Origin of the sequence: Mucilaginibacter sp. PAMB04168 (assembly GCF_039634365.2) — a bacterium.
Classification (GTDB): Bacteria; Bacteroidota; Bacteroidia; order Sphingobacteriales; family Sphingobacteriaceae; genus Mucilaginibacter.
The window spans coordinates 2156489-2179384 of record NZ_CP155079.2; the positions used below are offsets into that span (position 1 = coordinate 2156489).

Consider the following 22896-nt stretch of genomic DNA (forward strand, 5'->3'; position numbering starts at 1 on the left):
TTCTTATGCTACGCTTCAATAACTTTCAGAAATCTTATGGCATTTACCCTGCGCTAAGTATATCCGATTTTACCGTTGATGCCGGCATTTACTGGATTAAAGGCGTAAACGGATCGGGTAAAAGCACCCTGCTGAAATCGGTTGCCGGTATACTCTCGTTTCAGGGCGATGTTTTTTTGAATGGCATCAGCATCAAAAAACAGCCTGTTGAATATCGCAAGCTGGTCAACTTTGCCGAAGCCGAGCCCTTGTTCCCGGAGTTTTTAACTGGACGCGAACTGATCGATTTGTTTGCCGGAGCTAAAGATGCGCCGGCAGGGCAGGAGCAACACTACCTGGATACAATGGGCATGGGTAGCTATGTGCATAAACCTGTTGGTACGTATTCCAGCGGGATGCTCAAAAAGCTATCGCTGTTATTGGCTTTTTTAGGTAAACCCAAACTTATATTGTTGGATGAGCCGCTGATTACGATTGATACTGCCGCGCTCAATATTTTATACCAGTGGATAACCGAACACCACCAGCAATACGGAACCAGCTTTTTGCTGTCATCGCACCAAATACTCGACAGTGCAATTTTACCGGCCCAGGTATTGCAAATTGAGAACCAAACGTTAAACGCTGCCACTATTATATGAAAGGTTGGCCTACGCACGTGCTCAATCGCATTTTTGTGCAGGGCTTTTACCAGGCACATGCTGGCCTGTTTCTGTTCTTCTTTCTGTTTATGATTGGCGCGGTTGATCCCGCACAAATCATAAACTATCACAAAACGCTGATGCTGGCATTTATTTCCAGTCCCATCATGCTTTTGATTGTTTTTGGCACATGGTTAATTTACACCGTTAAATGCTGCCATTATGTTGCCGGCCAGATGTTGGCACCACAGCAACACTTTTTGTTTTATAGCCTTAACTCATTTAGCCGGAGCAAGCAACTTCAAAGCTGGTTCATTATACAGCTATATATACTATTGCCTGTTATAACTTATGGCCTTATAGCTGTGTGCGTAGGTATAGCATATCATTACTACCTAACGCCGGTTATTATCTTTACTTACTTGTTGCTGCTGGCGGCTGCAAGTGCATGGCTGCATACCTTACTTTTAAACCGTTTGATAAACGGCAGTAACAGCTCCTGGTTATTAACATGGACCAGCTCCTTCCGTAAGCCGTATTTCAGCCTGTATATATATCATGTTCTCAACCGGTTAAAAGTGCCTTATAGCATTACCAAACTGCTGTCGTGGCTCATTGTTACCAGTGTATTCTATTTGTTTGATGATGTGAAGAGCGATGCTCGCGTGGCCGGTATGGCAGTACTGGCTATAGGAGTGGCGCACGCTGTACTCGTGTTCGAAAAGCAACGGTTTGAGGTAACTTATTTAAGCTTTGTGCGCAATTTTCCAGTCTCGCTTGGTAAGCAGTATGGCAATAGCTTTCTGACTTACCTGCTTTTGTTACTACCTGAAGGCGTTTGGTTGTTCAGCCGTTTTAACCCGGTGCTTGCTGTGCAACTCTTGCTCATGGCTTTAAGCCTGCTCATGCTACTGCATACCTTAGTGTATTATATAGGCCTCAACATGGATAAATATCTGCAGTGGGTAATGGGCCTGTTTATACTGTTATTTTGGGTAATGATGTTTAAGCTGATGCCTGTAGTTATTGGCGTTAATTTAATAACATCATATCTTATACACCTCAGGTTATATTACCAGGACATGCCGATGGTTACTGAGAAGTAACCTTATAACTTTCAGATTACAGGAGGCTACAAACTGCGTTATTAATAAGCTTAACCGACTATATCATTTTCCGGTAATTCTATAAACTTTTTAGGGGTACAAATTATATCTAAAAACTAGCATGCCCTCAAGCTACTATACTCCGTAATGCGCGATAATATCTTCGGGTATTTTGGCACCGCGGCCGGTTTTCATATCAATCATGGTGTAATCGAACCAGCCGTCGCAGCAAACTTTCCTGGTGGCTTTGTTGGTAATAGTGAAGGCCACACGGCAGCCTTTGTCGTCAATAGTTTCAATTCCCGTACGCACTAAAAAGTAATCGCCCATAACCAGCGGACGTTTATAATCTACATGTGCGGTGCGCACTACCCAACCAAAGCCGCGTTCCATAAATTTCTCCATCGACATGCCGTAATGGGCATCCATTTGCTCGTAACGTGCAGCCAGCACGTAATCAAAATACTTGCTGTTATGCACATGCTGAAACATGTCTATATCATCGGGCCGTACGCGGTGCTCGGTTTCAAAGGTGGCGTATTTAAAAGGGGCGTTCATATGCAAAGATGTAAATACTAAATACGAAAGCCGTTCGCATTGTTTAAAATTTTGTAAATGATACATTTGACGCTGAAAACAACTAATTACATAAGCGTAAATGGACAATGGATATAACATTGATTAAGAACAAACTGGCGCAGTTAGGAGTGCCTCATGAGGCTTTTAAACGCTATGAGGAACCACACAGGTTTTACCATACCTTGAACCATCTTGAAGATATTTTTCAGCAATTGACAAACCGGGGCCTGATAGATAATAAAGCACTGCTATTAGCAGCCGTTTATCATGACATTATATACGACCCAAAATCGTTAACTAATGAAGAAGATTCTGAACGATTCTTTATCGAAACTTTCAGTGGTGACGAAATGTTGAAGCAAGAAGTATCAACCATTATTTTAGACACTAAAACGCATCAGCCTTCTACAGCGCTCTCTGCCATTTTTTGCGAAATAGACCTTAATATACTTTATCAGCCTTTACATAAACTCATCGCCTATGAACATCAAATATTCAAAGAGTTTCAGTTTGTAGATTACAGTATTTATAAAGTTAAACGTCTTGAAGTTCTAAAAAAATTAAAAGAGCAGGTGGCTAACCCTGATCTGGATGCGTTAATTACTTATGTAGAGTGCAGGCAGCCAAACATTGCGGTTTACCCGGGAAGCTTTAACCCTTTTCATAAGGGTCATTACAATATATTACAAAAGGCGGAGGGAATATTTGACAAGGTAATTATTGCCCGCGGCATTAATGCCGATAAAGGGCCCGCAACACATACCCTTCCTGCCGCTCTAACTTACAGGCAAATTGAAAGCTACAGCGGACTGCTAACAGATTTTATAAATAATTTAGGCTATCCAGTGACCATTATAAGAGGTTTAAGAAACAGCACAGATTTGCAGTATGAACTAAACCAGTACAGGTATTTACAAGATTTAAGTACCAAGCCGCTTCATATTGTATCTGTTTTTTGCGACCGCGAATTTGAACACATATCAAGCACTGGTATTAGAAATTTAGAACAATATGGACAGGCAGGGCAGTATCTGTTATAAGAGCCCTATACTAACTTTTTTGTATCTGTTGAGTGTTTGTGTAACTAAATAATATTAGCTACATTTGCGCCTAATTAACAAAAGTTATAAACGCTTTAATATTATTCACGTAATGTATTTAAGTTCAGAGTGGAAACAAGAGATTTTCACAAAACACGGTGGCGCTGCCACTAACACAGGTTCAGCCGAAGGTCAGGTTGCTTTATTCACAAACCGTATCGCACACTTAACCGGTCACTTAAAAAAGAACAAAAAAGACTTCGCCACTCAGTTATCATTACAGAAACTGGTAGGTAAACGTCGTGCTTTGTTAGCTTACCTGTACAAAAAAGACATTCAAAGATATCGTGCTATCATCAAAGCTCTTGAGCTGAGGGATATCATTAAATAATGCTTTCCGGTCTTTAAAAAAAAGCTGTCCGTTTGCGGATGGCTTTTTTAATTTTGATACAAAAACAATAAAAAACCGGTGCGCTCTAAAGATGAAAAGCGCATCACATAAAACAAAGATGAGTTACAATGCAATTAAAAAGGTAATCGATTTAGGTGACGGCCGCACCATTGAGATCGAAACCGGAAAACTGGCCAAACAAGCCGATGGCTCGGTAGTGGTAAAAATGGGTGATACCATGTTACTGGCTACTGTAGTTTCTTCGAAAGAAGCTAAAGAAGGCATAGATTTTCTGCCCTTATCGGTAGACTATCAGGAAAAATATGCGGCTACCGGTCGTATACCAGGTGGTTTTTTACGCCGCGAGGCCCGTTTATCAGATTATGAGGTTTTGATCTCACGTTTGGTTGACCGCGCTTTGCGTCCGTTATTCCCTGAAGATTATCACGCAGATACACAAGTGATGATCTCTTTAATATCAGCCGATAAAGATATCATGCCCGATGCTTTAGCCGGTTTGGCTGCATCAGCAGCTTTGTCTGTTTCTGATATCCCTTTTAACGGACCAATTTCAGAAGTACGTGTAGCTAAAATTGATGGTCAGCTGGTTATTAATCCAACTTTAAGCCAGTTAGCTAACGCTACTTTAGAATTCATCGTTGCCGGGTCTGAGCACGATATTAACATGGTAGAAGGTGAAGCTCACGAAATTCAGGAAGCTGAATTGGTTGAGGCCATCAAATTTGCCCACAATGCTATTAAAATCCAATGTTTAGCTCAAAAAGAGTTAACTATTGAAGTTGGCAAAACCGAGAAACGTACCTATAGCCACGAGCACAGCAACGAGGATTTGAAAAAAGCCATCTATGCTGCCACTTATGAACAGGTTTACGCAGTTGCTTCTTCGGCTTCGGCTAAAGATGAGCGTTCGGCCAAGTTTAAAGAAGTGCGCGATGCATATATTGCTACTTTAGGCGAAATTGACGACATCACCAAGTCATTAGCTAAAAAATACTACCATGATGTGGAGTATGATGCTATCCGTAACCTGGTGTTAGATGAAGGCAAGCGTTTAGATGGCCGTCAAACTACACAGATTCGTCCTATTTGGAGCGAAGTAGGTTACTTACCATCTGCACACGGTTCGGCCGTATTTACGCGCGGCGAAACGCAATCATTAACCACCGTTACCTTAGGTGCTAAGGATGATGAGCAAATGATTGATGGTGCATTTATCAATGGTTATCAAAAATTCCTGTTACACTACAATTTTCCTGGTTTTTCAACCGGTGAGGTTCGTCCTAACCGTGGTGCTGGCCGTCGCGAAATTGGTCATGGTAACCTGGCTATGCGTTCATTAAAACGCGTATTACCTGCTGAGGATGAAAACCCATACACTATCCGTATCGTATCCGATATTCTGGAATCAAACGGTTCGTCGTCAATGGCAACAGTTTGTGCCGGTACCTTGGCATTGATGGATGCAGGTATTAAAATAAAAGAACCTGTATCTGGTATAGCCATGGGCTTAATCACCAACGAAATGGGTACCAAATATGCTATCCTTTCTGACATTTTGGGTGATGAAGACCACTTAGGTGATATGGACTTTAAGGTAACCGGTACCAAAAATGGTATCGTAGCTTGCCAAATGGACTTAAAGATAAACGGTTTATCATACGAAGTATTAAGCAACGCGTTAGATCAGGCTAAAGAAGGTCGCTTACACATTTTGGGCGAGATGGCTAAAACAATTGCTGCTCCACGTGAAGATTACAAGCCGTTTGCGCCACGTATTGTTACCCTTAAAATCGACAAAGAATTTATTGGTGCAGTTATTGGGCCCGGTGGTAAAATCATCCAGGAAATGCAACGCGAGACTGGTGCTACCATCAATATTGAGGAGAAAGACAACCAAGGTATCGTACAGATATTTGGCGACAACAAAGAAGCTATTGATGCTGCTGTAGGCCGTATTCGTGCTATTGCATCAAAACCTGAGGTAGGCGAAACTTACGAAGGTAAAGTACGCTCAATTATGCCTTTTGGTGCATTTGTTGAGATCATGCCTGGTAAAGACGGCTTACTTCACATTTCTGAAATAGACCATCGCCGTATCGAAACTATGGATGGTGTGTTTGAAGTGGGTGAGATGGTAACTGTAAAATTGTTAGATATCGACAAACAAGGTAAACTTAAACTTTCGCGTAAAGCTTTGTTGCCTAAGCCACAAAGAACAGACGCTCCAAAAGGTGAATAAATAGCAGCCTTAAACCGCGCAAAAACCACATATCCCCAGATTTATTCAAAGGGTATGTGGTTTTTTTGTTTGTTTTTCGTTTCTTTGTAAACCCCTAAGTCATTAGTTTAAAACTATTGGATAAGATATCTATTAGATAAATGCCGAAGCATCTAAAGTCTGATCCTATTGAAAAACATGACATCTACGTCTAATGATGATCCTTTAGATTTTTTGAGCAGCAGTTTACATGGTACGCCCAACAGGTCGCAAACCGATCTGGTCCAGCAGCTGCTTTACGAAATTATAAGGGTTAAAGAGTTAATTAAGTATTACGAATCAATTCCCAACGGCGCTGGCCAATTGGGAGCTTCTATTCTGAACGAGCTGGTGTCTGAGGCTTACCAATCACTGGTAAACTACGATACTGAGCTTATGCGTAAATATTACGATCTGTTGCTAAACTGCGACTAAGCCACGCTTTGCCTTTTTTGGGGCTTTTTTCCTTTTACACTTTCCTGATTAATCTTTTCCCAAAGTATCTATCTTTGGCGGCATGAACCATCTAACTGCCCCGTCCATTTTAGCTGCAGATTTTGCTAACCTACAGCGTGATATTGAGTTGCTCAACAATAGTGAGGCCGACTGGATACATGTTGATATTATGGATGGTTTGTTTGTGCCTAACATTTCGTTTGGTTTTCCGGTTGTAGAGGCAGTTCATAAATATGCAACCAAGCCATTAGATGTGCATTTGATGATAACCGACCCCGACAGGTATATTAAGGCATTTGCCGATGCAGGCGCTGCTAGTATAACCGTACATATCGAGGCAACCACCCATCTTCACCGCACCCTGCAAGCCATAAAAGAGTTGGGCTGCAGAGCAGGGGTGGCGCTCAATCCGCATACACCGGTTGCCTTGCTGGAAGATATCATTGCAGATTTGGACTTAGTACTAATTATGTCGGTTAATCCGGGTTTTGGCGGCCAAAAATTCATCAACAACACTTATAAGAAAGTGGAAGACATCAAAGATTTGAGCTCGGCTCACAACCCCGGTTTATTTATTGAAGTTGATGGTGGTGTAAATTTGCAAAATGCGCCACAATTGGTTGCCACAGGAGCCAATGTGCTGGTAGCCGGTAATTTCGTTTTTTCTTCTGATGATCCGCGGCAAACCATTGCCCGGCTTAAGCATGGGTAAGGGGCGTTTTCATTTTGGCGTAATCCACAATGCTCACTTATTATTCACAAAATTGTAATTAACTACCAACTTAATAGGGTAAATATTTAACTTCGGGCGCAAGTAAAGGTGCTCATTTGCCCTTGCTAACTATATACAAGCGTTATGAAACACAATTTCGGTGCCGGACCAGGCATCCTTCCTCATGAAGTTTTAAAACAAGCTGCCCAGGCAGTGGTTGATTTTAATGGTATCGGTTTATCCATCCTCGAAATTTCGCATCGCTCAGCCGAGTTTGAAGCTGTTTTAGACGAGGCCGTAAAACTCGTAAAAGAATTACTGGAAGTGCCTGAGGGTTATTCGGTATTGTTTTTACAAGGTGGTGCCAGCCAGCAATTTGCAATGGTACCTTATAACCTGCTGCCTGAGGGTGGTAAAGCGGCATACCTTGAAACTGGTGTATGGGCTAACAAGGCCGCCAAAGAAGCTAAGTATTTTGGTACCCTGGAAATTGTAGCTACCTCTAAAGAAAGTAATTTCACTTACATCCCTAAAGATTATACGGTACCTGCAGACGCGGCATATTTTCATATCACCACCAACAATACTATATACGGTACGCAGTTACAGGATATTAAACCATCACCTGTGCCTATGATTGCCGATATGTCTTCAGATATTTTCAGCCGTAAAATAAACGTGGCCGATTTTGGCTTGATTTACGCTGGCGCTCAAAAAAACATGGGCCCTGCTGGCACTACATTGGTGATTGTTAAAGACGAGATTTTAGGGAAAGTTGACCGTAAGATTCCGGCTATGTTCAATTATCAAACGCAAATTGAAGGGGGCTCTATGTACAATACGCCTCCGGTATTTGCTATTTACGTGTCTATGCTTACGCTGGGTTGGTTAAAAGCCAAAGGCGGCGTAGCTGCTATGGAGAAAGAGAATAATGACAAGGCAGCAATGCTGTATCGTGAGATTGACCGCAACCCATTGTTCAAAGGCGTAGCTGCAACCGAAGACCGTTCAAAAATGAATGTATGCTTCGTGGTAAACAATCCTGAGCATGAGAAGCCTTTCCTGAAGCTTTGTGATGAGAAAGGCATTGTGGGCATTAAAGGCCACCGCAGTGTAGGTGGTTTCCGCGCGTCTATTTACAATGCATTGCCTACCACCAGTATCCACGTGCTGATTGACGCCATGCAGGAATTTGCCGAGAAAAATAAAGCTTAATAATCTGTTGATGGGTTGAGGTGTAAGATAGTTTGAGCTGTATCAACCATTCTATCTATTAAGCTATTCAACCAATAAGCCACTTAAGCAATAAAACCTTAAACACTCCCTTAAACCATGATAAAATTATTAGCTAATGATGGTATTGACCCAGTTGGCAAGCAAATGCTTGAAGCTGCCGGATTTATTGTTGATACCACGCACATACCCCAAGAAGAACTGCCTGTAAAATTGCGGGCATATGATGCCATAACCGTTCGTAGCGCTACCAAAGTACGCAAGGCCTTAATTGACGAATGCCCTGATTTAAAACTGATTGGTAGAGGCGGAGTAGGTGTTGACAATATTGATGTAGAATATGCGCTTGAAAGAGGCGTTGCTGTACATAACACACCTGCTGCATCATCGGCATCGGTAGCCGAACTGGTGTTTGCGCACTTATTTACCGGTGTACGCTTTTTGCAAGACAGCAACCGCAAAATGCCGGTTGAAGGCGCAACAAAGTTTAACGACCTGAAAAAGGCTTATGCCAAAGGTATTGAGCTGCGTGGTAAAACAATTGGTATTTTAGGCTTTGGTCGCATAGGCCGCGAAACAGCCAAGATTGCTTATGGTCTTGGAATGGAGGTGCTGGCGTTTGACGTGCATCCATCTACAACCGAGTTGGAACTTACTTTGGGCGGTGGCATAACCGTTAAGGTGCCTGTACAATATGCCGAGAAAGAAGAAGTAATTGCCAAAAGCGACTTCATATCGCTGCATGTGCCGTTTAGCCATGAGCCGGTAATTGGTGCAAAAGAATTCGCTCTGATGAAAAAAGGAGCCGGATTGGTAAACTGCTCACGCGGTGGCACTGTTGATGAGGCTGCCTTGTTAGACGCCCTTAATAGCGGACAACTGGCTTTTGCAGGTTTGGATGTGTTTGATAACGAGCCTACGCCACTTACCGAGCTGCTGCAACATCCAAAAATCTCATTAACACCTCACATAGGCGCTTCAACAAACGAAGCACAGGAGCGGATAGGGGTAGAGCTGGCAACTTTAATTATCAATCATTTTAAAAGTATAGCATAATACATTACCCTACTCAACAAAAAAGCCCTGGCATCAATGCCAGGGCTTTTTTGTTGAACTTATTTGGCCGTAATTACTGCAGGTTGAAAGATCCGCCAACTTTAATTTTATCGTTTGCATTACTTTCGTTTTCAAGTATCATATCAAACGTGCCTTTGGTTGTTAACTTATTGCCGCTAACAGAAAAAGTGTTGTAATTTATCTTACCTGCTGTACTCAACGAGTAAGTTGTTCCATTAGGCAACATTATACTGGCTTGTGTTAAATCCATTACGCCTTGTGCCCCACCAAAAGTGCCTAAAATAAATGTAGTTGAGCTTGCCGGATCAGTGCCGGTACCTGTAATGGCATTGGTAGTAAAGCCTAATGCAGATATAGATGTGCCCATAACTGCATAGTTAGATGAATTTCTTAATGTATATCTGGTCCCTTTAAAATCATATACAATAGTGTTTGCTTCGCCGATAGCAATACCGGCATTGCCGTCATTGCTTATGGTAAGCGAGCCGCCGGTTCCAGGTGTTGTCGTTCCACCTCCCGGAGTTGTCGTTCCACCCCCTGGCGTTGTAGTTCCACCACCAGGCGTTGTAGTGCCACTGCCAGGTGTAGTAGTTCCTCCACCCGGTGTAGTAGTGCCACCCCCAGGTGTGGTAGTGCCTCCGCCCGGCGTAGTCGCTGTTCCACCTGTAATTGGAGCCGAAGAAACTTTTATAACCGCCGGATCAGCTTCTTTGCCGCATGATGATAGTGTTGCTACCAGCGCTGTAATCACTAAAAAGCTAATCTGAGATCTTTTAAAGGATGAAAATCTTTTCATGAGATAAAATTGTGATACTGCCTTAATTGTAAATGCTTATAAATATAAGCATTTACAAGGTATAGCTTAAACTTTTCTCTGGTATGGTAACTTTATAGCCATCTGCAAAAAGCGCATCGGCCATGGCTTGCATACTTTCATCTTCGCCGTGTACTAAAAAAACCTGTTTGAGCTTTTCTGGCTTTTGCTGCTTAACGGTATTGACTAAATCATCGTGATCGCCGTGAGCGCTGAACAGATCTGTTTTTTTAATAGTGGCATAAACGGCCATCTCCCGGTCTTTAATATGAACAACCGGATCTCCACGAAGCAGGCGGTAGCCCAACGTACCTTTAGCGCAATAGCCAATAAAAAGGATGGTGCAATAGTAATTCTGAATATTGTTGTACAGGTGATCTTGTATCCGGCCACCCTCCAGCATACCTGCTGATGATATGATGATGCAAGGCTCAAAGTAATTAGCTATCTGGCGGCTATCTTTTAAATTTTCAACGTAGGTAAGGTTGTCAAATTCAAATTCATCGCCTTTGTCGCGGTAGAACTCCTGCGCCTCTTCATTAAGCAAGCCATGGTGTTTGCGGAACACCTGGGTTGAAGCAGAAGCCATCGGGCTATCTACAAAAACCTTTATGGGCGGTAATAAGCCACTACTAAAAATCTTATTAAGCGAGTATACCAAAGCCTGTGTGCGGCCAATACTAAAGGCCGGTATAATTAACCTGCCTGATTCTTTAATGCAGGCTTTGTCAATAGTCTCAATAAGTACCTGCTCAATAGTTTTATCCTTAGAGTGAAAGCGGCCGCCATAGGTAGATTCACTTACTAGGTAATCCACAGGAGGTAATGGTTGCGGGTCATTTAATACCGGGTAGTTGTTACGGCCAATATCGCCTGTAAAAGCTATCGTTTTTTCTTCTCCATGGTCGTTTACCTTTAAAACTACGGCAGCAGCGCCCAGTAAATGGCCTACCGGTATAAACGTCAGCTCAATATCGCCGTTTAAACGGAAAGGCTTATTAAAGCCAATGGTTACCATACGTTCCACCGTATCTATTACGTGCTTTTGCAAGTATAACGGCTGGCGTGTGGTGGAATGATGTTTCCCCCGGCGATGCTTATTTTGCTTGTGCATCTTATTCAAAAATATACTTACCGAGTCCATCAAAAGTAACTCGGCCAGCTCGGCAGTAGGCGGGGTGCACAAAATTTGTCCCTCAAAGCCCATGCGTACCAGGGTTGGTAAGTTACCCGAATGGTCAATGTGCGCGTGGGTTAAAATCACTACGTCTACCTCGGATGGGTTAAACGGAAAATCTTCGTTCGCTTGTATGTTGCGGTCTTTCTCATAATCAAGTCCGCAGTCAATTAATATTTTGTATTGGTTAACCTCTAGCAAATGCATGCTGCCGGTAACCTGACGGGCTGCCCCGTGTATCGTTAAATTCATTTTATATGGTTCATTGGTTCAATGGCTTATTGGTTCAACAGTCTTAGCAGCTAAAAAGCCACTATTAAAACTGATGAACCTTATAAACGATGAACGTTAAGCAGTCGTATCGAACTGCAATTGGCTAAGATAACGGTAAAGGCCTTCTTCGCGGGCAATAAGTTCTTCGTGAGTCCCGCTTTCAATGATACGGCCTTTTTCGAGAACTACAATTTTGTCAGCTTCGCGGATAGTAGAAAGGCGGTGTGCAATGATGATAGAAGTACGGCCCTTCATCAACTCTTCTAAAGCCTCCTGCACCAATCGTTCAGATTCTGAGTCAAGAGACGAGGTAGCCTCATCTAATATGAGTATGGAAGGATTTTTAAGCAAAGCCCGCGCAATAGCAATACGCTGGCGCTGACCGCCTGAAAGCTTAACACCACGTTCGCCAACAATGGTATCATAACCTTCGGGAAAACCGGTGATAAACTGATCTGCATTGGCCCGCTTAGCTGCTTGTATAACCTCCGCCTCGGTTGCATTACGCTTGCCATAAGCAATGTTTTCACGAATGCTGCCGCCAAACAACAATACATCCTGCGGCACTATGGCTACCTGGTTGCGTATGTCGGTTAAAGCATAATCGGCTGCAGGTTTGCCATCAAACAGCATTTGACCGCTTTGCGGATGGTAAAATTGCAATATCAATGCTGCCATGGTTGATTTACCCGAGCCGCTCGGTCCCACAATAGCTACTTTCTGACCGGCTTGCGCTTCTATTGAAACCTCTTTCAATACCTCAATCTCCGGCCTTGAAGGGTAATGAAAATTGATATTACTGAAGGTCAAATTACCTTTTATAATTTGCTTGACGGCATTTTCGCTTTCATGTATCGAAACAGCTTCACCTTGTTCGGCCAAAATTTCCAACACCCGTTCGCTTGCACCAATGGCTTTTTGAAGGTTAGCATACAGATCGGGCAGGCTACCCATTGCCGCACTAATGAAAGCTGCGTATACAATAAAGGTGGTTAACTTTCCAAAGGTCAGTCCGTTATCGTGAATAGACACTAGGTAAGAACCGTACCATATTTCGCAAAAAATAGTACCAAACAAACAGAACACAATAAAGGCACCGAACATACCGCGGTACTTAGCTCCTTTAACAGCCAGCGTTACCACCTCGCTCAGGTTTTTAGTATACCGGCCTGCCTCAAAAGCTTCGTTTACAAATGCCTTAACGTTAGCTATGCCTTGTAAGGTTTCTTCAACAATGGTGTTCGATTCGGCCAGCTTATCTTGCGCCTGACGAGATAGGTTACGAATGAACTTGCCAAAAAATATGGCTATCACAATTAAAAACGGCAGTACCAATAGCAGTGCCAGCGTTAACTTAATAGATGATATAGCCAGTAAAATGATGCCGCCTACCAGAATGATGATTTGCCTGATGATTTCTGCAAAAGTGGTGGTTAGTGTATCTTGTATTTGTGAAAGGTCGGCGGAGATGCGGCTGTTCAACTCTCCAACACGGCGGTTAGAGAAAAAGTTCATAGGCAGCGTTACCAGCTTAAAGTAAGTGTCTCTGCGAATATCTGCCAGCGATTTTTCGGCTACCTGTACAAACCAAGTAATACGAAAGTAGGATACAAACCCCTGTAAAAACAATACCACAATTGCTATTTCGCCTATGGTAACTAAATTGGCCGGTATAAAGCTAAAGTGCTGCTTGCCTTGTGCTGCATCAATCAGTGCTCCAAAAAAGCCCGGAAAAGCCAAGCCTGTTAAGCTTGATATGATAAGAAATATCAAACCGCCAAAAAACTTAGCCCGGTATGGTTTTATGTAGCCAATAAGCTTGCTGATTTTTTGCAAGCTTTGTTTGTTGATCTTTGCTTTTGGTAATTCTTTCTCAGCTGCGTTCCCACTATTCAGTCGTGATCTTGCCATAAAATACTTTCTTCCTCAACTTATTTAAAAGGTAAAAATACGGTTTAAAAGCAGGTTTGCCGGCAAGTGTTGGTAAAATTGACGTTATAATGAAAACGGGGGGATAGTGAGTGGTTTGGAAGTAAGTGCTTGTGTATTTTACAAGAGCTTATTGCAGATTTTTATCTGTCCTTTATCAAATAAGTAAACGTGTTCAACTGTATTATTAAGCTTGAGTTATTGAAAATCAATAATTACACTATCGCCCAAATTGAGGCCTAGCAGGCCACTGGCGTTACCTTTATTAATGGCAATTTCCAGGTGATCGCTAATGCCGAAGAGACAAAGCTTTTCACCTTCGGGCACCTCGTTATAGTGCCAGCTCAGGTGGGTAATGGTTTCGTTACGCTTAAAGTAAAGTACAAAGCGTCGTCCTTGCTGCACCCGGTTAAAAAAGTCTTTAGTAATGTTGGTGATCACGTTCTGAAACGAGTCGATATAAATTACCATACCCCTGATCTGGTTGCGCTCAACGGCAGGTTGCAGCGTCATTCGTTTTTCGATGCTGTGTACCGGCAGGCCAATGGCGTTTAATGTGCCTCCCTGGGCCAGGTGGCAAGCAGCTTTCACAAAAATATCAGATAAGGGAAAGTGCAAAAACTTTAAATCCTGCAGTATGTTAATCTCTACCATCTCCTCCGGTTCATCATCAAATATGAGTGAAAAGATACCATTATCGGCTCCAACAAAGTAATGATTACGGTACCTGATGGCTAAAAAACGGTTCTCTTCACTGTATACCGTATCTATGCCAATAAGATGTACTGTTTCTTCAGGGAAATAGTAAAAACTGTTCTTTAAAATGAAAGCAGCCTGTTGTATATTGAAGGCTGCTACCGAGTGGGTTATATCTACAATATTAACTGAAGGCGATATCTTCAGGATGCTGCCTTTCAGCGCTGCCTGATAAATATCTTTATCGCCCAAATCAGTTGTTAAAGTGATTATTCCCATTCTTAATTAAAATATTTATTGCTAATCTTGTAAAAGCGTTAGCGAGTGCAAATATTCAAAAATTTAACCATAACGAATCAGCAACTACAAAAATCATTTTCTGTTGAACGAACTTAAAATATCAATTGACCACATAAACCCCGCCGTACTATGGGGACCTAACAATGATCATTTTGAGATCATTAAAAAGCAATACCCTAAGCTCAAAATTGTGGCCCGGGGCAGCGAGGTAAAAGTTTTAGGTGATGAGCAGGAGCTGGCTTTTTTTAATGAAAAGTTTGGCTACTTGTTACAACACGTAGAAAAGTACGATACGCTGAATATTACCGACCTGGAGCGTTTACTAGGCGCCAAACATATCGAAACAAAGACTGCCGATCAGCCAAACGAAAAGCCTGGCAGTACAGGTGAAGTAATTGTTTTTGGACATAACGGCATTATGGTAAAAGCCCGTACGGCTAACCAGCGCCGTATGGTAGACAGCATTACCAAAAGCGACATTATGTTTGCTATAGGGCCGGCCGGTACAGGTAAAACTTATACGGCAGTAGCTTTGGCAGTAAGGGCCTTAAAGAATAAGGAGATTAAGCGTATCATACTTACCCGCCCGGCCGTTGAGGCAGGGGAGAACCTTGGCTTTTTGCCAGGCGACCTTAAGGAGAAGATAGACCCATACCTGCGCCCCCTGTACGATGCGCTTGACGATATGATACCGCCCGAAAAGTTAAAAACTTATTTGGAGAACCGTACCATTGAAATTGCACCTCTTGCCTTTATGCGTGGCCGTACGCTGGATAACTGCTTTGTGATATTGGACGAAGCCCAGAACGCTACTGATATGCAGCTGAAAATGTTCCTTACACGTATGGGACCAACCGCCAAGTTCATTGTAACAGGCGACGTAACTCAGATCGACTTACCTAAGAAACAGCAATCGGGCCTGCACACAGCGCTGCGTATCCTGACCGATATTAAAGGCATCGAGATTATTTACCTGAGCGGCGAAGACGTAGTACGTCACAAACTGGTACGGCGCATACTGGAAGCCTACGGGGATATACAGTAATCTGCGGATACAAGAATTTAGATGTGAGATATGAGATAAGATTCAGGTTAGTTGAGAAATCAATATAACTTTGTCTCAAATCTCAAATCTCACATCTTACATCTAAAATAAATGGAGGCTATTAAACTAACACAATATAATTTTCCCGGGCAAACGGCTTATTACAAAGGCAAAGTACGCGATGTATACACCATAGGAGATAAATACCTGGTTATGGTAGTTACCGACCGTATTTCGGCTTTTGATGTGGTATTGCCAGAGCCTATCCCGTACAAAGGACAGGTGCTGAACCAAATTGCAGCTCACTTTTTAGAGGCAACTGCCGATATTGTACCCAACTGGGTGGTGAACGTGCCCGATCCAAGTGTTACCATAGGTAAAATGTGTGAGCCGTTTAAAGTAGAAATGGTGATACGTGGTTACCTGGCTGGCCATGCTGCACGCGAGTACGCTGCCGGTAAACGCACGCTATGCGGCGTTACCCTACCCGAAGGTTTAAAGGAGAATGATAAGTTACCCGAGCCTATCATCACGCCAACAACTAAAGCATCAGTAGGGCATGATGAGGATATATCAAGAGAAGACATTTTAGCAAAAGGCATTGTATCCGAACAAGATTACCTGCAGTTAGAGCAATATACCCGTGCGCTGTTTGCACGCGGTACCGAAATTGCTGCCGAGCGCGGCCTTATTTTAGTAGATACTAAGTATGAATTTGGCAAAGCCGACGGTAAAATATACCTGATTGATGAAATTCATACGCCCGATTCGTCACGGTACTTTTACAGTGAAGGATATGCAGACCGCCAGCAAAAGGGCGAGGCACAAAAGCAGTTATCTAAAGAGTTTGTACGCAAATGGCTCATCGAAAACGGCTTTCAGGGTAAGGATGGGCAGGTTGTGCCAGTAATGACACCTGAGATCGTCCAATCTATATCAGAGCGTTACATAGAGCTGTTTGAGCAGATCACCGGTAAGCCGTTTGTAAAATCTGACAACCTGGATGTTTTAGTACGGGTAGAAAGTGCAGTTAAAGGGGCGTTGCTAACTTTGTGATTTTATTAATACGTAAATTAGTTATATCTTTAGCCCTATAATTATTTTAACATGAAATTCACTGTTGATAAGCATGAGAAGTATGTTTTGATTAGGCTGAACGAATCAAAGCTGAATTCATTAATTACTCCACAACTAAAATCTGAGCTGATACTGATTAATACCGAGGGACAGCGTAATATAATTTTGGATTTGTGCCAGGTTAAGTTTGCTGATTCATCAGGATTAAGCAGCTTATTGGTAGGTCATCGTTTATGCAAAAATGCCGAAGGTAGCTTTATTTTAGCTTGCCTTAACGAATCGGTTTCTCGCCTGATAAGCATATCGCAATTAGACAACGTACTGACCATTGTTCCTACCACTGAAGAAGCTATCGACCATATTTTTATGGAAGAGATAGAAAAAGAACTGAAAAAAGAAGCAAAATAAGGCTTATGTGTGTTTACCCATTATGAAGTTTGAGGTAACCATACTTGGAAGCAGTTCAGCAACTCCCATTTTTAACAGAAATCCTACGGCACAGGTGCTTAATATTAATGAGCGCCTGTACCTGATAGACTGCGGCGAAGGCACCCAGGTGCAAATGTTGCACTTTGACGTTAAAACCAGCCGCATAGACCACATCTTCATCAGCCATTTACACGGCGATCATTATTTTGGACTTGTAGGGTTATTGTCATCCATGCATCTTAACGGTCGCACCAAGCCGCTCAAGTTGTTTGGTCCGGCTCCTCTCAAAGAAATCATTGACGTACAGTTTAAGTACTCAGATACATCACTCAATTATTTGATTGAGTTTACAGCTACAGATCCTACCGCCCCCCAGCTTATATTAGATAATCAGGATTTAACGGTAGAAACCATACCTTTGGATCACCGTATACCAACCACAGGTTTTTTGTTTAAGCAAAAGAAACGCTTACGTAAAATAATTAAAAATAAGGTTGAAGCCTTAGGCATACCTGTTGAGGATTATCCCTTGCTAAAAAAAGGAGCGCCATACACAGCGCCTGACGGTACGGTTTACGGCAACGAGGACCTTACCGTTGATTCGGACCGGCCAAAATGCTATGCTTTTTGCTCAGACACAATATACAATGACGCGTATTTTGAGCAGATCAGAAATGTGGACCTGTTATATCATGAATCTACTTTTTTGCACAACATGCTGGATAGGGCCAATAAAACTTTTCATACCACAGCGTGGCAGGCAGGGCAGGTTGCGGTACAAACCGAGGCTAAAAGCTTGCTTATTGGCCACTTCTCTGCCAGGTATAAAAGCCTGATGGACCTGCTTGAGGAAGCCCGCAGCGTTTTCCCTAATACTGAACTAGCCATTGAAGGCAATACCTACACCGTAGGTGAAGATATGGTGTAATAAACCCTTTAACGTTATAGCATCAAACTTGCCAATACTTAAATACAGCGCACAAAAAAAGCCAGGCACATGCCTGGCTTTTTTTGTTAAATGCTATTGTTATTAATCACCTTTGCGGCCAAAAACCGAGAAGCTTACATAACGCTTAGGATGCGCTTTTAAGTCGATAAAAAGGTTGTTTAAGTTTGCTGATGCCTCGTTTAAGTTGTTGTACATCTTATCGTCGTTTAAGAGCAGTCCTAACGATCCTTTGCCACTATTGATCCGATTTACAGTCGACTGCAAGTCGGCCATGGCTTTATTGGCATTCTCTAAAGTTTGTTTGATATTCGAATTGGCCAAATCGCTGCTAACCTTTTCAAAATTAGCTGTAGTGGTGTTTAAACGTCCGCTGCTGGTGCGCAAGTTAGATGTCATCACCTCTGCATTGGTTAATATGCCGTTAATGTGGTTTGATTGCGCGCCTACTAAGCGGTCAATTTTTTTGGTAGTCCCTTCGAGTGTTTGCAGCGAGTTGGCAATGCTCATAAAACTGCGGTCAACGTTACGCTGAAATTCAGGATTCAGGATCTTGTTTATAGCAGCAAGGCTGGAGTCGACTCTTTCCATTAGCATTTCGGCTTTACGCTGCACAGGTTGCAGGCTTTGCGCAAGGCTACCCTGAATATCGGCCCGAAGCGTGTCTTTGTTTTCGGCCAGTTCGCGGCTGTTACCCAATTCAAATATAATAGCTTTACTACCTAAAAGGTCTGTACTTTCTAACCGGGCCAGTGTATTGTTCGGAATAGGATATTTAGGATCTACCTTAAACTCAACAATGGTAAAACCGCTCTCGGTTTGCAGGGTCATGTTAGATACATGGCCGATCTGAAAACCGTTAACCAGAATAGGCTTAGATAAGGTTAATCCCTCAACATTGCGGTACAGTGCATAAAACTTGTTTGAGCTGGAAAATACGTCATTACCTTTCAGATAGCTGTAACCTAATACCAGTACAGCTAAACCAATTACCGTAAGTATCCCAATTTTAGTTTCGTTGTTTATTTTCAAGGTAGTATTAGTTAAGTTTTATATTTAGGGAGCCGTTTGCTCCAGTTCGTGCTTATATTGTTTAATTGCTCTTACAATTGAGTTTACAATTTCGGCCTGTCCATCTTCCGAGTTTAAATAATCCTCTTCATCGGGGTTGTTAATAAAGCCTGTTTCAACCAGTACAGATGGCATAGCCGTATGAGCCAGTACCAGTACACCTTGTTCAATTACACCCAGGCTATTGCGGCCATCGGTGTTTGTAAACTCGTTATTGATTAAACTTGCAAGGTGTATACTTTGTTTCCGAAACTTATCACGAAACGCATTTAATGTCATTGCCTGCGCCGGGTCAAGTTCTTTTCTGGCCGTACCTTTAGAGTATTGCTCCTCCTGTTCGGCAAACTCATTCTCGCGTAATGCAGCAACCTGCTCATTCATGCGGCCAATACGGTTAACCAGTAACAAAACGCCTTTGCCTGAACGGTTAGGAACCGAAACTGTTTTACCGTTAACAACTCTGCGTGCATTAGGCAGAGAGTTGCAGTGTAAAGAAACATAAATATTTGCCTTGTTTTCATTAGCCATGTCCGCTCTGGAGCGGTTGGGCACAAACACGTCGGTAGTACGCGTCATGATTACATTTACGTCTTTTAATTCTTTTTGTACTGCCTTCTGCAATTTTAACGCTAATGCCAGCGTTACATTCTTTTCCATCGAATAGGCACCAAGCGCGCCTGCGGCTTTGCCGCCGTGGCCAGCATCAATTACAATGGTTTTAAGTTTAAAACCGGTTGCAACTGTTGTGTCTTTTTTACAAGGATTATCTGTTGTGAAAGCAAAATTTATACTGGAGATGACTAAAGCCAATAATCCATAAATGAATGTTTTGAAACCTTTATTTTTCATTATTTTTGAACGCCGTTAACTTTATCTGCAAAAATACTATTCATAATCAATTTTGAAATTTCTCAGGTTCTTTTTTATAATAGCCATTGTTTTGATAGTTAATGCAATAGCACATGCTCACAAAGCAAGCTATTACAATACTACTGTATTTACGGCAGATACCCTCATTAAGCTCGACTCTGTTAAAGACAAAAAGCTTTTAAAACCCGCACAACGTATAGCTGCTAAAGCCAAAAGATCGGCAAAACAGGATACCTCTAAAAAAGTGGCCCGTTTAGATACGACTAAAAAGAAGCCCGGAGGTTTACAGTCTGAAGTAAAATCTGTTGCTGATGACTCTACTTACACTGATCCTGACAAAAAAATCACTTACCTCTTTGGAAATGCCCGCGTAACATACGAAGATTTTTCTTTAGATGCAGACTATATACGTGTTGATCAAACCAATCACCTCATATTTGCCAGCGGCAGGCGCGATCCCAAAACACGCCGGTACACCGGCCGTCCCATCGCTAAAAACAAAGATGAAAGCCCCTTAACGGCCGACTCCATCTTATATAACTATCAAACCAAAAGGGCCTACTCCTATAACACGTCAACAGAGCAGGAAGGTAATTTTATAACCGGCGGAGAGGCCAAAAAGCTTAACGAAACGGAAGTTGCCTACCATAACATCTTGTTCAGTACCTGTTCATTGCCTTATCCCGATACGCACTTTGGTATTGTAATTACTAAAGGCATTGGCGAAAAAAACCGCATAATATCGGGCCCGGCTTATCTTGAAATTGCGGGTGTGCCGTTACCGGTGGCTGTACCTTTTGGTTTTTTTCCTAAACCTAATAGCCGCTCATCCGGCTTCATCTTGCCCTCATTTGGCGAGGACGCACGTTTAGGCTTCTTTTTAAGAAACTTTGGCTATTACAAAGCTTTTAGCGATTACCTGGACTTAACTACCATGGCAAGTGTGTATTCCAGGGGATCTGTAGAGATTGGCACCACAGCCCGTTATTTAAAGCGTTATAAATACCAGGGAACATTGGCGCTAAATTTTGGCTCCCATAACTACGGTGTTTCCGGAGATCCGTTCACCAGGGATTACAATATACAATGGACACACTCGCAGGATGCCAACGCTCATCCGGGTAGCACGTTCAGCGCTTCGGTAAATGCGGCTACGCAGTCTTATTATGCCAACAACCCTGCTACCACTAATTATAACATACAGCAATTAACGCAAAACAACCTTCGTTCGAGTATTTCTTATAGCCGTACCTGGGCAGGTACGCCATTCAATTTAACTACCAGCCTTTCGCATAGCCAGGACTTATCGCGTGGAACGGTATCACTGGAGTTGCCAACCTTTAACTTCAACATGTCCTCCATCAGTCCTTTTGATAGCAGGGACAGAGTAGGAGAGCCTAAATGGTACCAGCGCGTTACAGTAAGTTATACCTTGCAGGGAACCAACAAGGTTAATGACGTGCCCGAGTCGCAGCTGTTTAAGGCATCCACTTTATCTAAACGCCTGCAAAATGGTTTCTTTCACCAAATACCTATAGGTTTAAACCTGAATGTATTGAAGTATTTTCAGTTTAATACCAGCGCCAATTATTCTGAGCGGTGGTATTTTCAAAGTATTCGCAAACGCTATGCCCGTGGTAGCATCCGCGGCAACGAACAACTGGTTACCGATACTGTTCCGGGCTTTACCAGGGCAGGGGAATACGCGTTGAACGGCGGCTTTTCAACTAAAGTTTATAACACACTTTCGTTTAAAGGCGGTAGTCTGAAAGCCATCCGCCACGTGATGACGCCTTCATTAAGCTTTAATTATCGCCCCGATTTTGGTGATCCCGTTTATGGCTACTATCGCCAGGTGGTTAGTGATGCTATTGTGCCCTATCCGGCAACATCACAAAAGTATTCAATATATGAAAGTTCGGTTTTTGGTGGCCCAAGTTCGGGCCGGTTTGCGGGTGTGAGCTTTTCGTTAGATAATACCATCGAAGCTAAAATGAAAGCCCGTAGTACTGATACATCGGGTGCCGACCGCAAGGTGAGCATTTTACAGGGTTTAAGCCTGAGTACAGCATACAACTTTGCTGTCGACTCGTTTCGCCTGTCGCCAATAAATCTAAACGCGCACACGGCGCTTTTCAATCAAAAGGTAAGTGTGAGTTTAAACGGTACATTAAATCCTTACGTTACCGAAGTGCGCGACTCGGTTAGTAACGGTACACTGGTGAAATACATTCGTCCGGTTGATCGGTACACCTTTCAGAACGGTCGTTTTCCCACGCTTACCAACTTATCCATGTCAATGAGCTTTAGCTTAAACTCGGCAACCAACAAGAAAAATCCGGCTCCTAACACGTTGCAAAATATGACTGCCGGTCAAGCTCAGCAATTAGCCATGATTGACAGCGACCCCAGTCGTTATGTGGATTTTAATGTACCTTACAACGTAAGTGTCAACTTCAACTTTAATTATAACAACTCCTACCTTACCAAAACTACATCAAGCACGGTGAGTGCGAGCGGCGATGTCAACGTATCGCCTAAATGGAAGGTGCAGTATACTACCAATTACGATTTTAAGGCGGCTAAACTGGGTATCACACAATTTTCTATCTACCGCGATTTGCATTGCTGGGACCTTTCTTTCAGGTGGACTCCTTTTGGTATATATAAATCTTTTAGCGTGGATTTACGTGTGAAAGCCTCTATTTTGCAGGATTTAAAACTTACCAAACGAAAAGATTATTATAACAATTAAT

At 42.6% G+C, this 22896-nt stretch carries 21 protein-coding genes; 14 read left to right on the forward strand and 7 right to left on the reverse strand.

The window, feature by feature from the left end:
* The first annotated feature begins 5 nt into the window (after nucleotides 1-5).
* Nucleotides 6-641 carry an ABC transporter ATP-binding protein gene (locus tag ABDD94_RS09265; RefSeq protein ID WP_345955624.1) on the forward strand — a complete coding sequence of 212 codons (636 nt, stop codon included), beginning with the start codon at nucleotides 6-8 and terminating at the stop codon, nucleotides 639-641.
* Nucleotides 638-1747 carry a hypothetical protein gene (locus ABDD94_RS09270; protein WP_345955625.1) on the forward strand — a complete coding sequence of 370 codons (1110 nt, stop codon included), beginning with the start codon at nucleotides 638-640 and terminating at the stop codon, nucleotides 1745-1747. Before ABDD94_RS09265 ends, ABDD94_RS09270 begins: the two co-directional genes overlap by 4 nt.
* Before the next feature lie 135 nt (nucleotides 1748-1882).
* Here ABDD94_RS09270 and ABDD94_RS09275 read toward each other — a convergent pair whose 3' ends face one another.
* Nucleotides 1883-2305, reverse strand: coding sequence for an acyl-CoA thioesterase (locus tag ABDD94_RS09275; RefSeq protein WP_345955626.1), 423 nt, complete (start codon nucleotides 2303-2305; stop codon nucleotides 1883-1885).
* 107 nt (nucleotides 2306-2412) lie between these two features.
* On the opposite strand from ABDD94_RS09275, the gene ABDD94_RS09280 reads away from it, so the two are divergent.
* From ABDD94_RS09280 to ABDD94_RS09310, 7 genes are all read left to right on the forward strand, one after another.
* A complete protein-coding gene (locus tag ABDD94_RS09280) occupies nucleotides 2413-3366 on the forward strand; it encodes an adenylyltransferase/cytidyltransferase family protein (RefSeq protein WP_345955627.1) in 954 nt (317 codons plus the stop codon).
* A 112-nt stretch (nucleotides 3367-3478) separates the two neighbouring features.
* Complete coding sequence (rpsO, locus tag ABDD94_RS09285; protein ID WP_345947902.1) at nucleotides 3479-3757, forward strand: 30S ribosomal protein S15; 279 nt, start codon at nucleotides 3479-3481, stop codon at nucleotides 3755-3757.
* A 118-nt stretch (nucleotides 3758-3875) separates the two neighbouring features.
* Nucleotides 3876-6017, forward strand: a complete 2142-nt coding sequence (gene pnp / locus ABDD94_RS09290; protein WP_345955628.1) for a polyribonucleotide nucleotidyltransferase — start codon at nucleotides 3876-3878, stop codon at nucleotides 6015-6017.
* A gap of 177 nt (nucleotides 6018-6194) precedes the next feature.
* Nucleotides 6195-6470 carry a hypothetical protein gene (locus tag ABDD94_RS09295; protein WP_345947900.1) on the forward strand — a complete coding sequence of 92 codons (276 nt, stop codon included), beginning with the start codon at nucleotides 6195-6197 and terminating at the stop codon, nucleotides 6468-6470.
* An 82-nt stretch (nucleotides 6471-6552) separates the two neighbouring features.
* Complete coding sequence (gene rpe / locus ABDD94_RS09300; protein ID WP_345955629.1) at nucleotides 6553-7203, forward strand: ribulose-phosphate 3-epimerase; 651 nt, start codon at nucleotides 6553-6555, stop codon at nucleotides 7201-7203.
* 144 nt (nucleotides 7204-7347) lie between these two features.
* A complete protein-coding gene (gene serC / locus ABDD94_RS09305) occupies nucleotides 7348-8418 on the forward strand; it encodes a 3-phosphoserine/phosphohydroxythreonine transaminase (protein ID WP_345955630.1) in 1071 nt (356 codons plus the stop codon).
* A gap of 117 nt (nucleotides 8419-8535) precedes the next feature.
* Nucleotides 8536-9492 (forward strand): D-2-hydroxyacid dehydrogenase, encoded by a 957-nt coding sequence (locus tag ABDD94_RS09310; RefSeq protein ID WP_345955631.1) that lies wholly within the window; start codon nucleotides 8536-8538, stop codon nucleotides 9490-9492.
* Nucleotides 9493-9565: 73 nt separating this feature from the next.
* Here ABDD94_RS09310 and ABDD94_RS09315 read toward each other — a convergent pair whose 3' ends face one another.
* From ABDD94_RS09315 to ABDD94_RS09330, 4 genes are all read right to left on the reverse strand, one after another.
* On the reverse strand, nucleotides 9566-10309 hold the full coding sequence (locus ABDD94_RS09315; RefSeq protein ID WP_345955632.1) for a hypothetical protein: 744 nt from the start codon (nucleotides 10307-10309) through the stop codon (nucleotides 9566-9568).
* Between the two features lie 52 nt (nucleotides 10310-10361).
* Entirely contained in the window at nucleotides 10362-11756 is a 1395-nt protein-coding gene (locus ABDD94_RS09320) for an MBL fold metallo-hydrolase (RefSeq protein ID WP_345955633.1), read from the reverse strand.
* A gap of 96 nt (nucleotides 11757-11852) precedes the next feature.
* Nucleotides 11853-13688, reverse strand: coding sequence for an ABC transporter transmembrane domain-containing protein (locus tag ABDD94_RS09325; protein ID WP_345955634.1), 1836 nt, complete (start codon nucleotides 13686-13688; stop codon nucleotides 11853-11855).
* Between the two features lie 216 nt (nucleotides 13689-13904).
* On the reverse strand, nucleotides 13905-14681 hold the full coding sequence (locus ABDD94_RS09330; protein ID WP_345947893.1) for an SAM-dependent chlorinase/fluorinase: 777 nt from the start codon (nucleotides 14679-14681) through the stop codon (nucleotides 13905-13907).
* Nucleotides 14682-14784: 103 nt separating this feature from the next.
* Here ABDD94_RS09330 and ABDD94_RS09335 point away from each other — a divergent pair, with 103 nt between their 5' ends.
* The 4 genes from ABDD94_RS09335 (at nucleotide 14785) to ABDD94_RS09350 (ending at nucleotide 18181) form a co-directional block, all read left to right on the forward strand.
* Entirely contained in the window at nucleotides 14785-15747 is a 963-nt protein-coding gene (locus tag ABDD94_RS09335; RefSeq protein WP_345955635.1) for a PhoH family protein, read from the forward strand.
* A gap of 111 nt (nucleotides 15748-15858) precedes the next feature.
* Nucleotides 15859-16803, forward strand: a complete 945-nt coding sequence (locus ABDD94_RS09340; RefSeq protein ID WP_345955636.1) for a phosphoribosylaminoimidazolesuccinocarboxamide synthase — start codon at nucleotides 15859-15861, stop codon at nucleotides 16801-16803.
* 51 nt (nucleotides 16804-16854) lie between these two features.
* Complete coding sequence (locus ABDD94_RS09345; RefSeq protein WP_345947890.1) at nucleotides 16855-17232, forward strand: STAS domain-containing protein; 378 nt, start codon at nucleotides 16855-16857, stop codon at nucleotides 17230-17232.
* A gap of 22 nt (nucleotides 17233-17254) precedes the next feature.
* Nucleotides 17255-18181 (forward strand): ribonuclease Z, encoded by a 927-nt coding sequence (locus ABDD94_RS09350; protein WP_345955637.1) that lies wholly within the window; start codon nucleotides 17255-17257, stop codon nucleotides 18179-18181.
* A 102-nt stretch (nucleotides 18182-18283) separates the two neighbouring features.
* Here the strand turns inward: ABDD94_RS09350 and ABDD94_RS09355 are convergent, their stop codons facing one another.
* Nucleotides 18284-19231 (reverse strand): MlaD family protein, encoded by a 948-nt coding sequence (locus ABDD94_RS09355; RefSeq protein ID WP_345947888.1) that lies wholly within the window; start codon nucleotides 19229-19231, stop codon nucleotides 18284-18286.
* 24 nt (nucleotides 19232-19255) lie between these two features.
* Nucleotides 19256-20119 (reverse strand): N-acetylmuramoyl-L-alanine amidase, encoded by an 864-nt coding sequence (locus ABDD94_RS09360; RefSeq protein ID WP_345955638.1) that lies wholly within the window; start codon nucleotides 20117-20119, stop codon nucleotides 19256-19258.
* Nucleotides 20120-20210: 91 nt separating this feature from the next.
* Here ABDD94_RS09360 and ABDD94_RS09365 point away from each other — a divergent pair, with 91 nt between their 5' ends.
* Entirely contained in the window at nucleotides 20211-22895 is a 2685-nt protein-coding gene (locus ABDD94_RS09365; RefSeq protein ID WP_345955639.1) for a putative LPS assembly protein LptD, read from the forward strand.
* The last annotated feature ends 1 nt before the right edge of the window (nucleotide 22896 follow it).

Excerpts from the sequence above, each read along its gene's own strand:
- ABDD94_RS09280 (WP_345955627.1), top strand. The coding sequence starts at position 2,413 with ATGGATATAACATTGATTAAGAACAAACTGGCGCAGTTAGGAGTGCCT.
- ABDD94_RS09350 (WP_345955637.1), top strand. The coding sequence starts at position 17,255 with ATGAAGTTTGAGGTAACCATACTTGGAAGCAGTTCAGCAACTCCCATT.
- ABDD94_RS09340 (WP_345955636.1), top strand. The coding sequence starts at position 15,859 with ATGGAGGCTATTAAACTAACACAATATAATTTTCCCGGGCAAACGGCT.
- ABDD94_RS09295 (WP_345947900.1), top strand. The coding sequence starts at position 6,195 with ATGACATCTACGTCTAATGATGATCCTTTAGATTTTTTGAGCAGCAGT.
- rpe (WP_345955629.1), top strand. The coding sequence starts at position 6,553 with ATGAACCATCTAACTGCCCCGTCCATTTTAGCTGCAGATTTTGCTAAC.
- serC (WP_345955630.1), top strand. The coding sequence starts at position 7,348 with ATGAAACACAATTTCGGTGCCGGACCAGGCATCCTTCCTCATGAAGTT.
- rpsO (WP_345947902.1), top strand. The coding sequence starts at position 3,479 with ATGTATTTAAGTTCAGAGTGGAAACAAGAGATTTTCACAAAACACGGT.
- ABDD94_RS09310 (WP_345955631.1), top strand. The coding sequence starts at position 8,536 with ATGATAAAATTATTAGCTAATGATGGTATTGACCCAGTTGGCAAGCAA.
- ABDD94_RS09360 (WP_345955638.1), bottom strand. The coding sequence starts at position 20,119 with ATGAAAAATAAAGGTTTCAAAACATTCATTTATGGATTATTGGCTTTA.
- ABDD94_RS09275 (WP_345955626.1), bottom strand. The coding sequence starts at position 2,305 with ATGAACGCCCCTTTTAAATACGCCACCTTTGAAACCGAGCACCGCGTA.
- ABDD94_RS09345 (WP_345947890.1), top strand. The coding sequence starts at position 16,855 with ATGAAATTCACTGTTGATAAGCATGAGAAGTATGTTTTGATTAGGCTG.
- ABDD94_RS09270 (WP_345955625.1), top strand. The coding sequence starts at position 638 with ATGAAAGGTTGGCCTACGCACGTGCTCAATCGCATTTTTGTGCAGGGC.
- ABDD94_RS09265 (WP_345955624.1), top strand. The coding sequence starts at position 6 with ATGCTACGCTTCAATAACTTTCAGAAATCTTATGGCATTTACCCTGCG.
- ABDD94_RS09325 (WP_345955634.1), bottom strand. The coding sequence starts at position 13,688 with ATGGCAAGATCACGACTGAATAGTGGGAACGCAGCTGAGAAAGAATTA.
- ABDD94_RS09320 (WP_345955633.1), bottom strand. The coding sequence starts at position 11,756 with ATGAATTTAACGATACACGGGGCAGCCCGTCAGGTTACCGGCAGCATG.
- ABDD94_RS09330 (WP_345947893.1), bottom strand. The coding sequence starts at position 14,681 with ATGGGAATAATCACTTTAACAACTGATTTGGGCGATAAAGATATTTAT.
- ABDD94_RS09315 (WP_345955632.1), bottom strand. The coding sequence starts at position 10,309 with ATGAAAAGATTTTCATCCTTTAAAAGATCTCAGATTAGCTTTTTAGTG.
- pnp (WP_345955628.1), top strand. The coding sequence starts at position 3,876 with ATGAGTTACAATGCAATTAAAAAGGTAATCGATTTAGGTGACGGCCGC.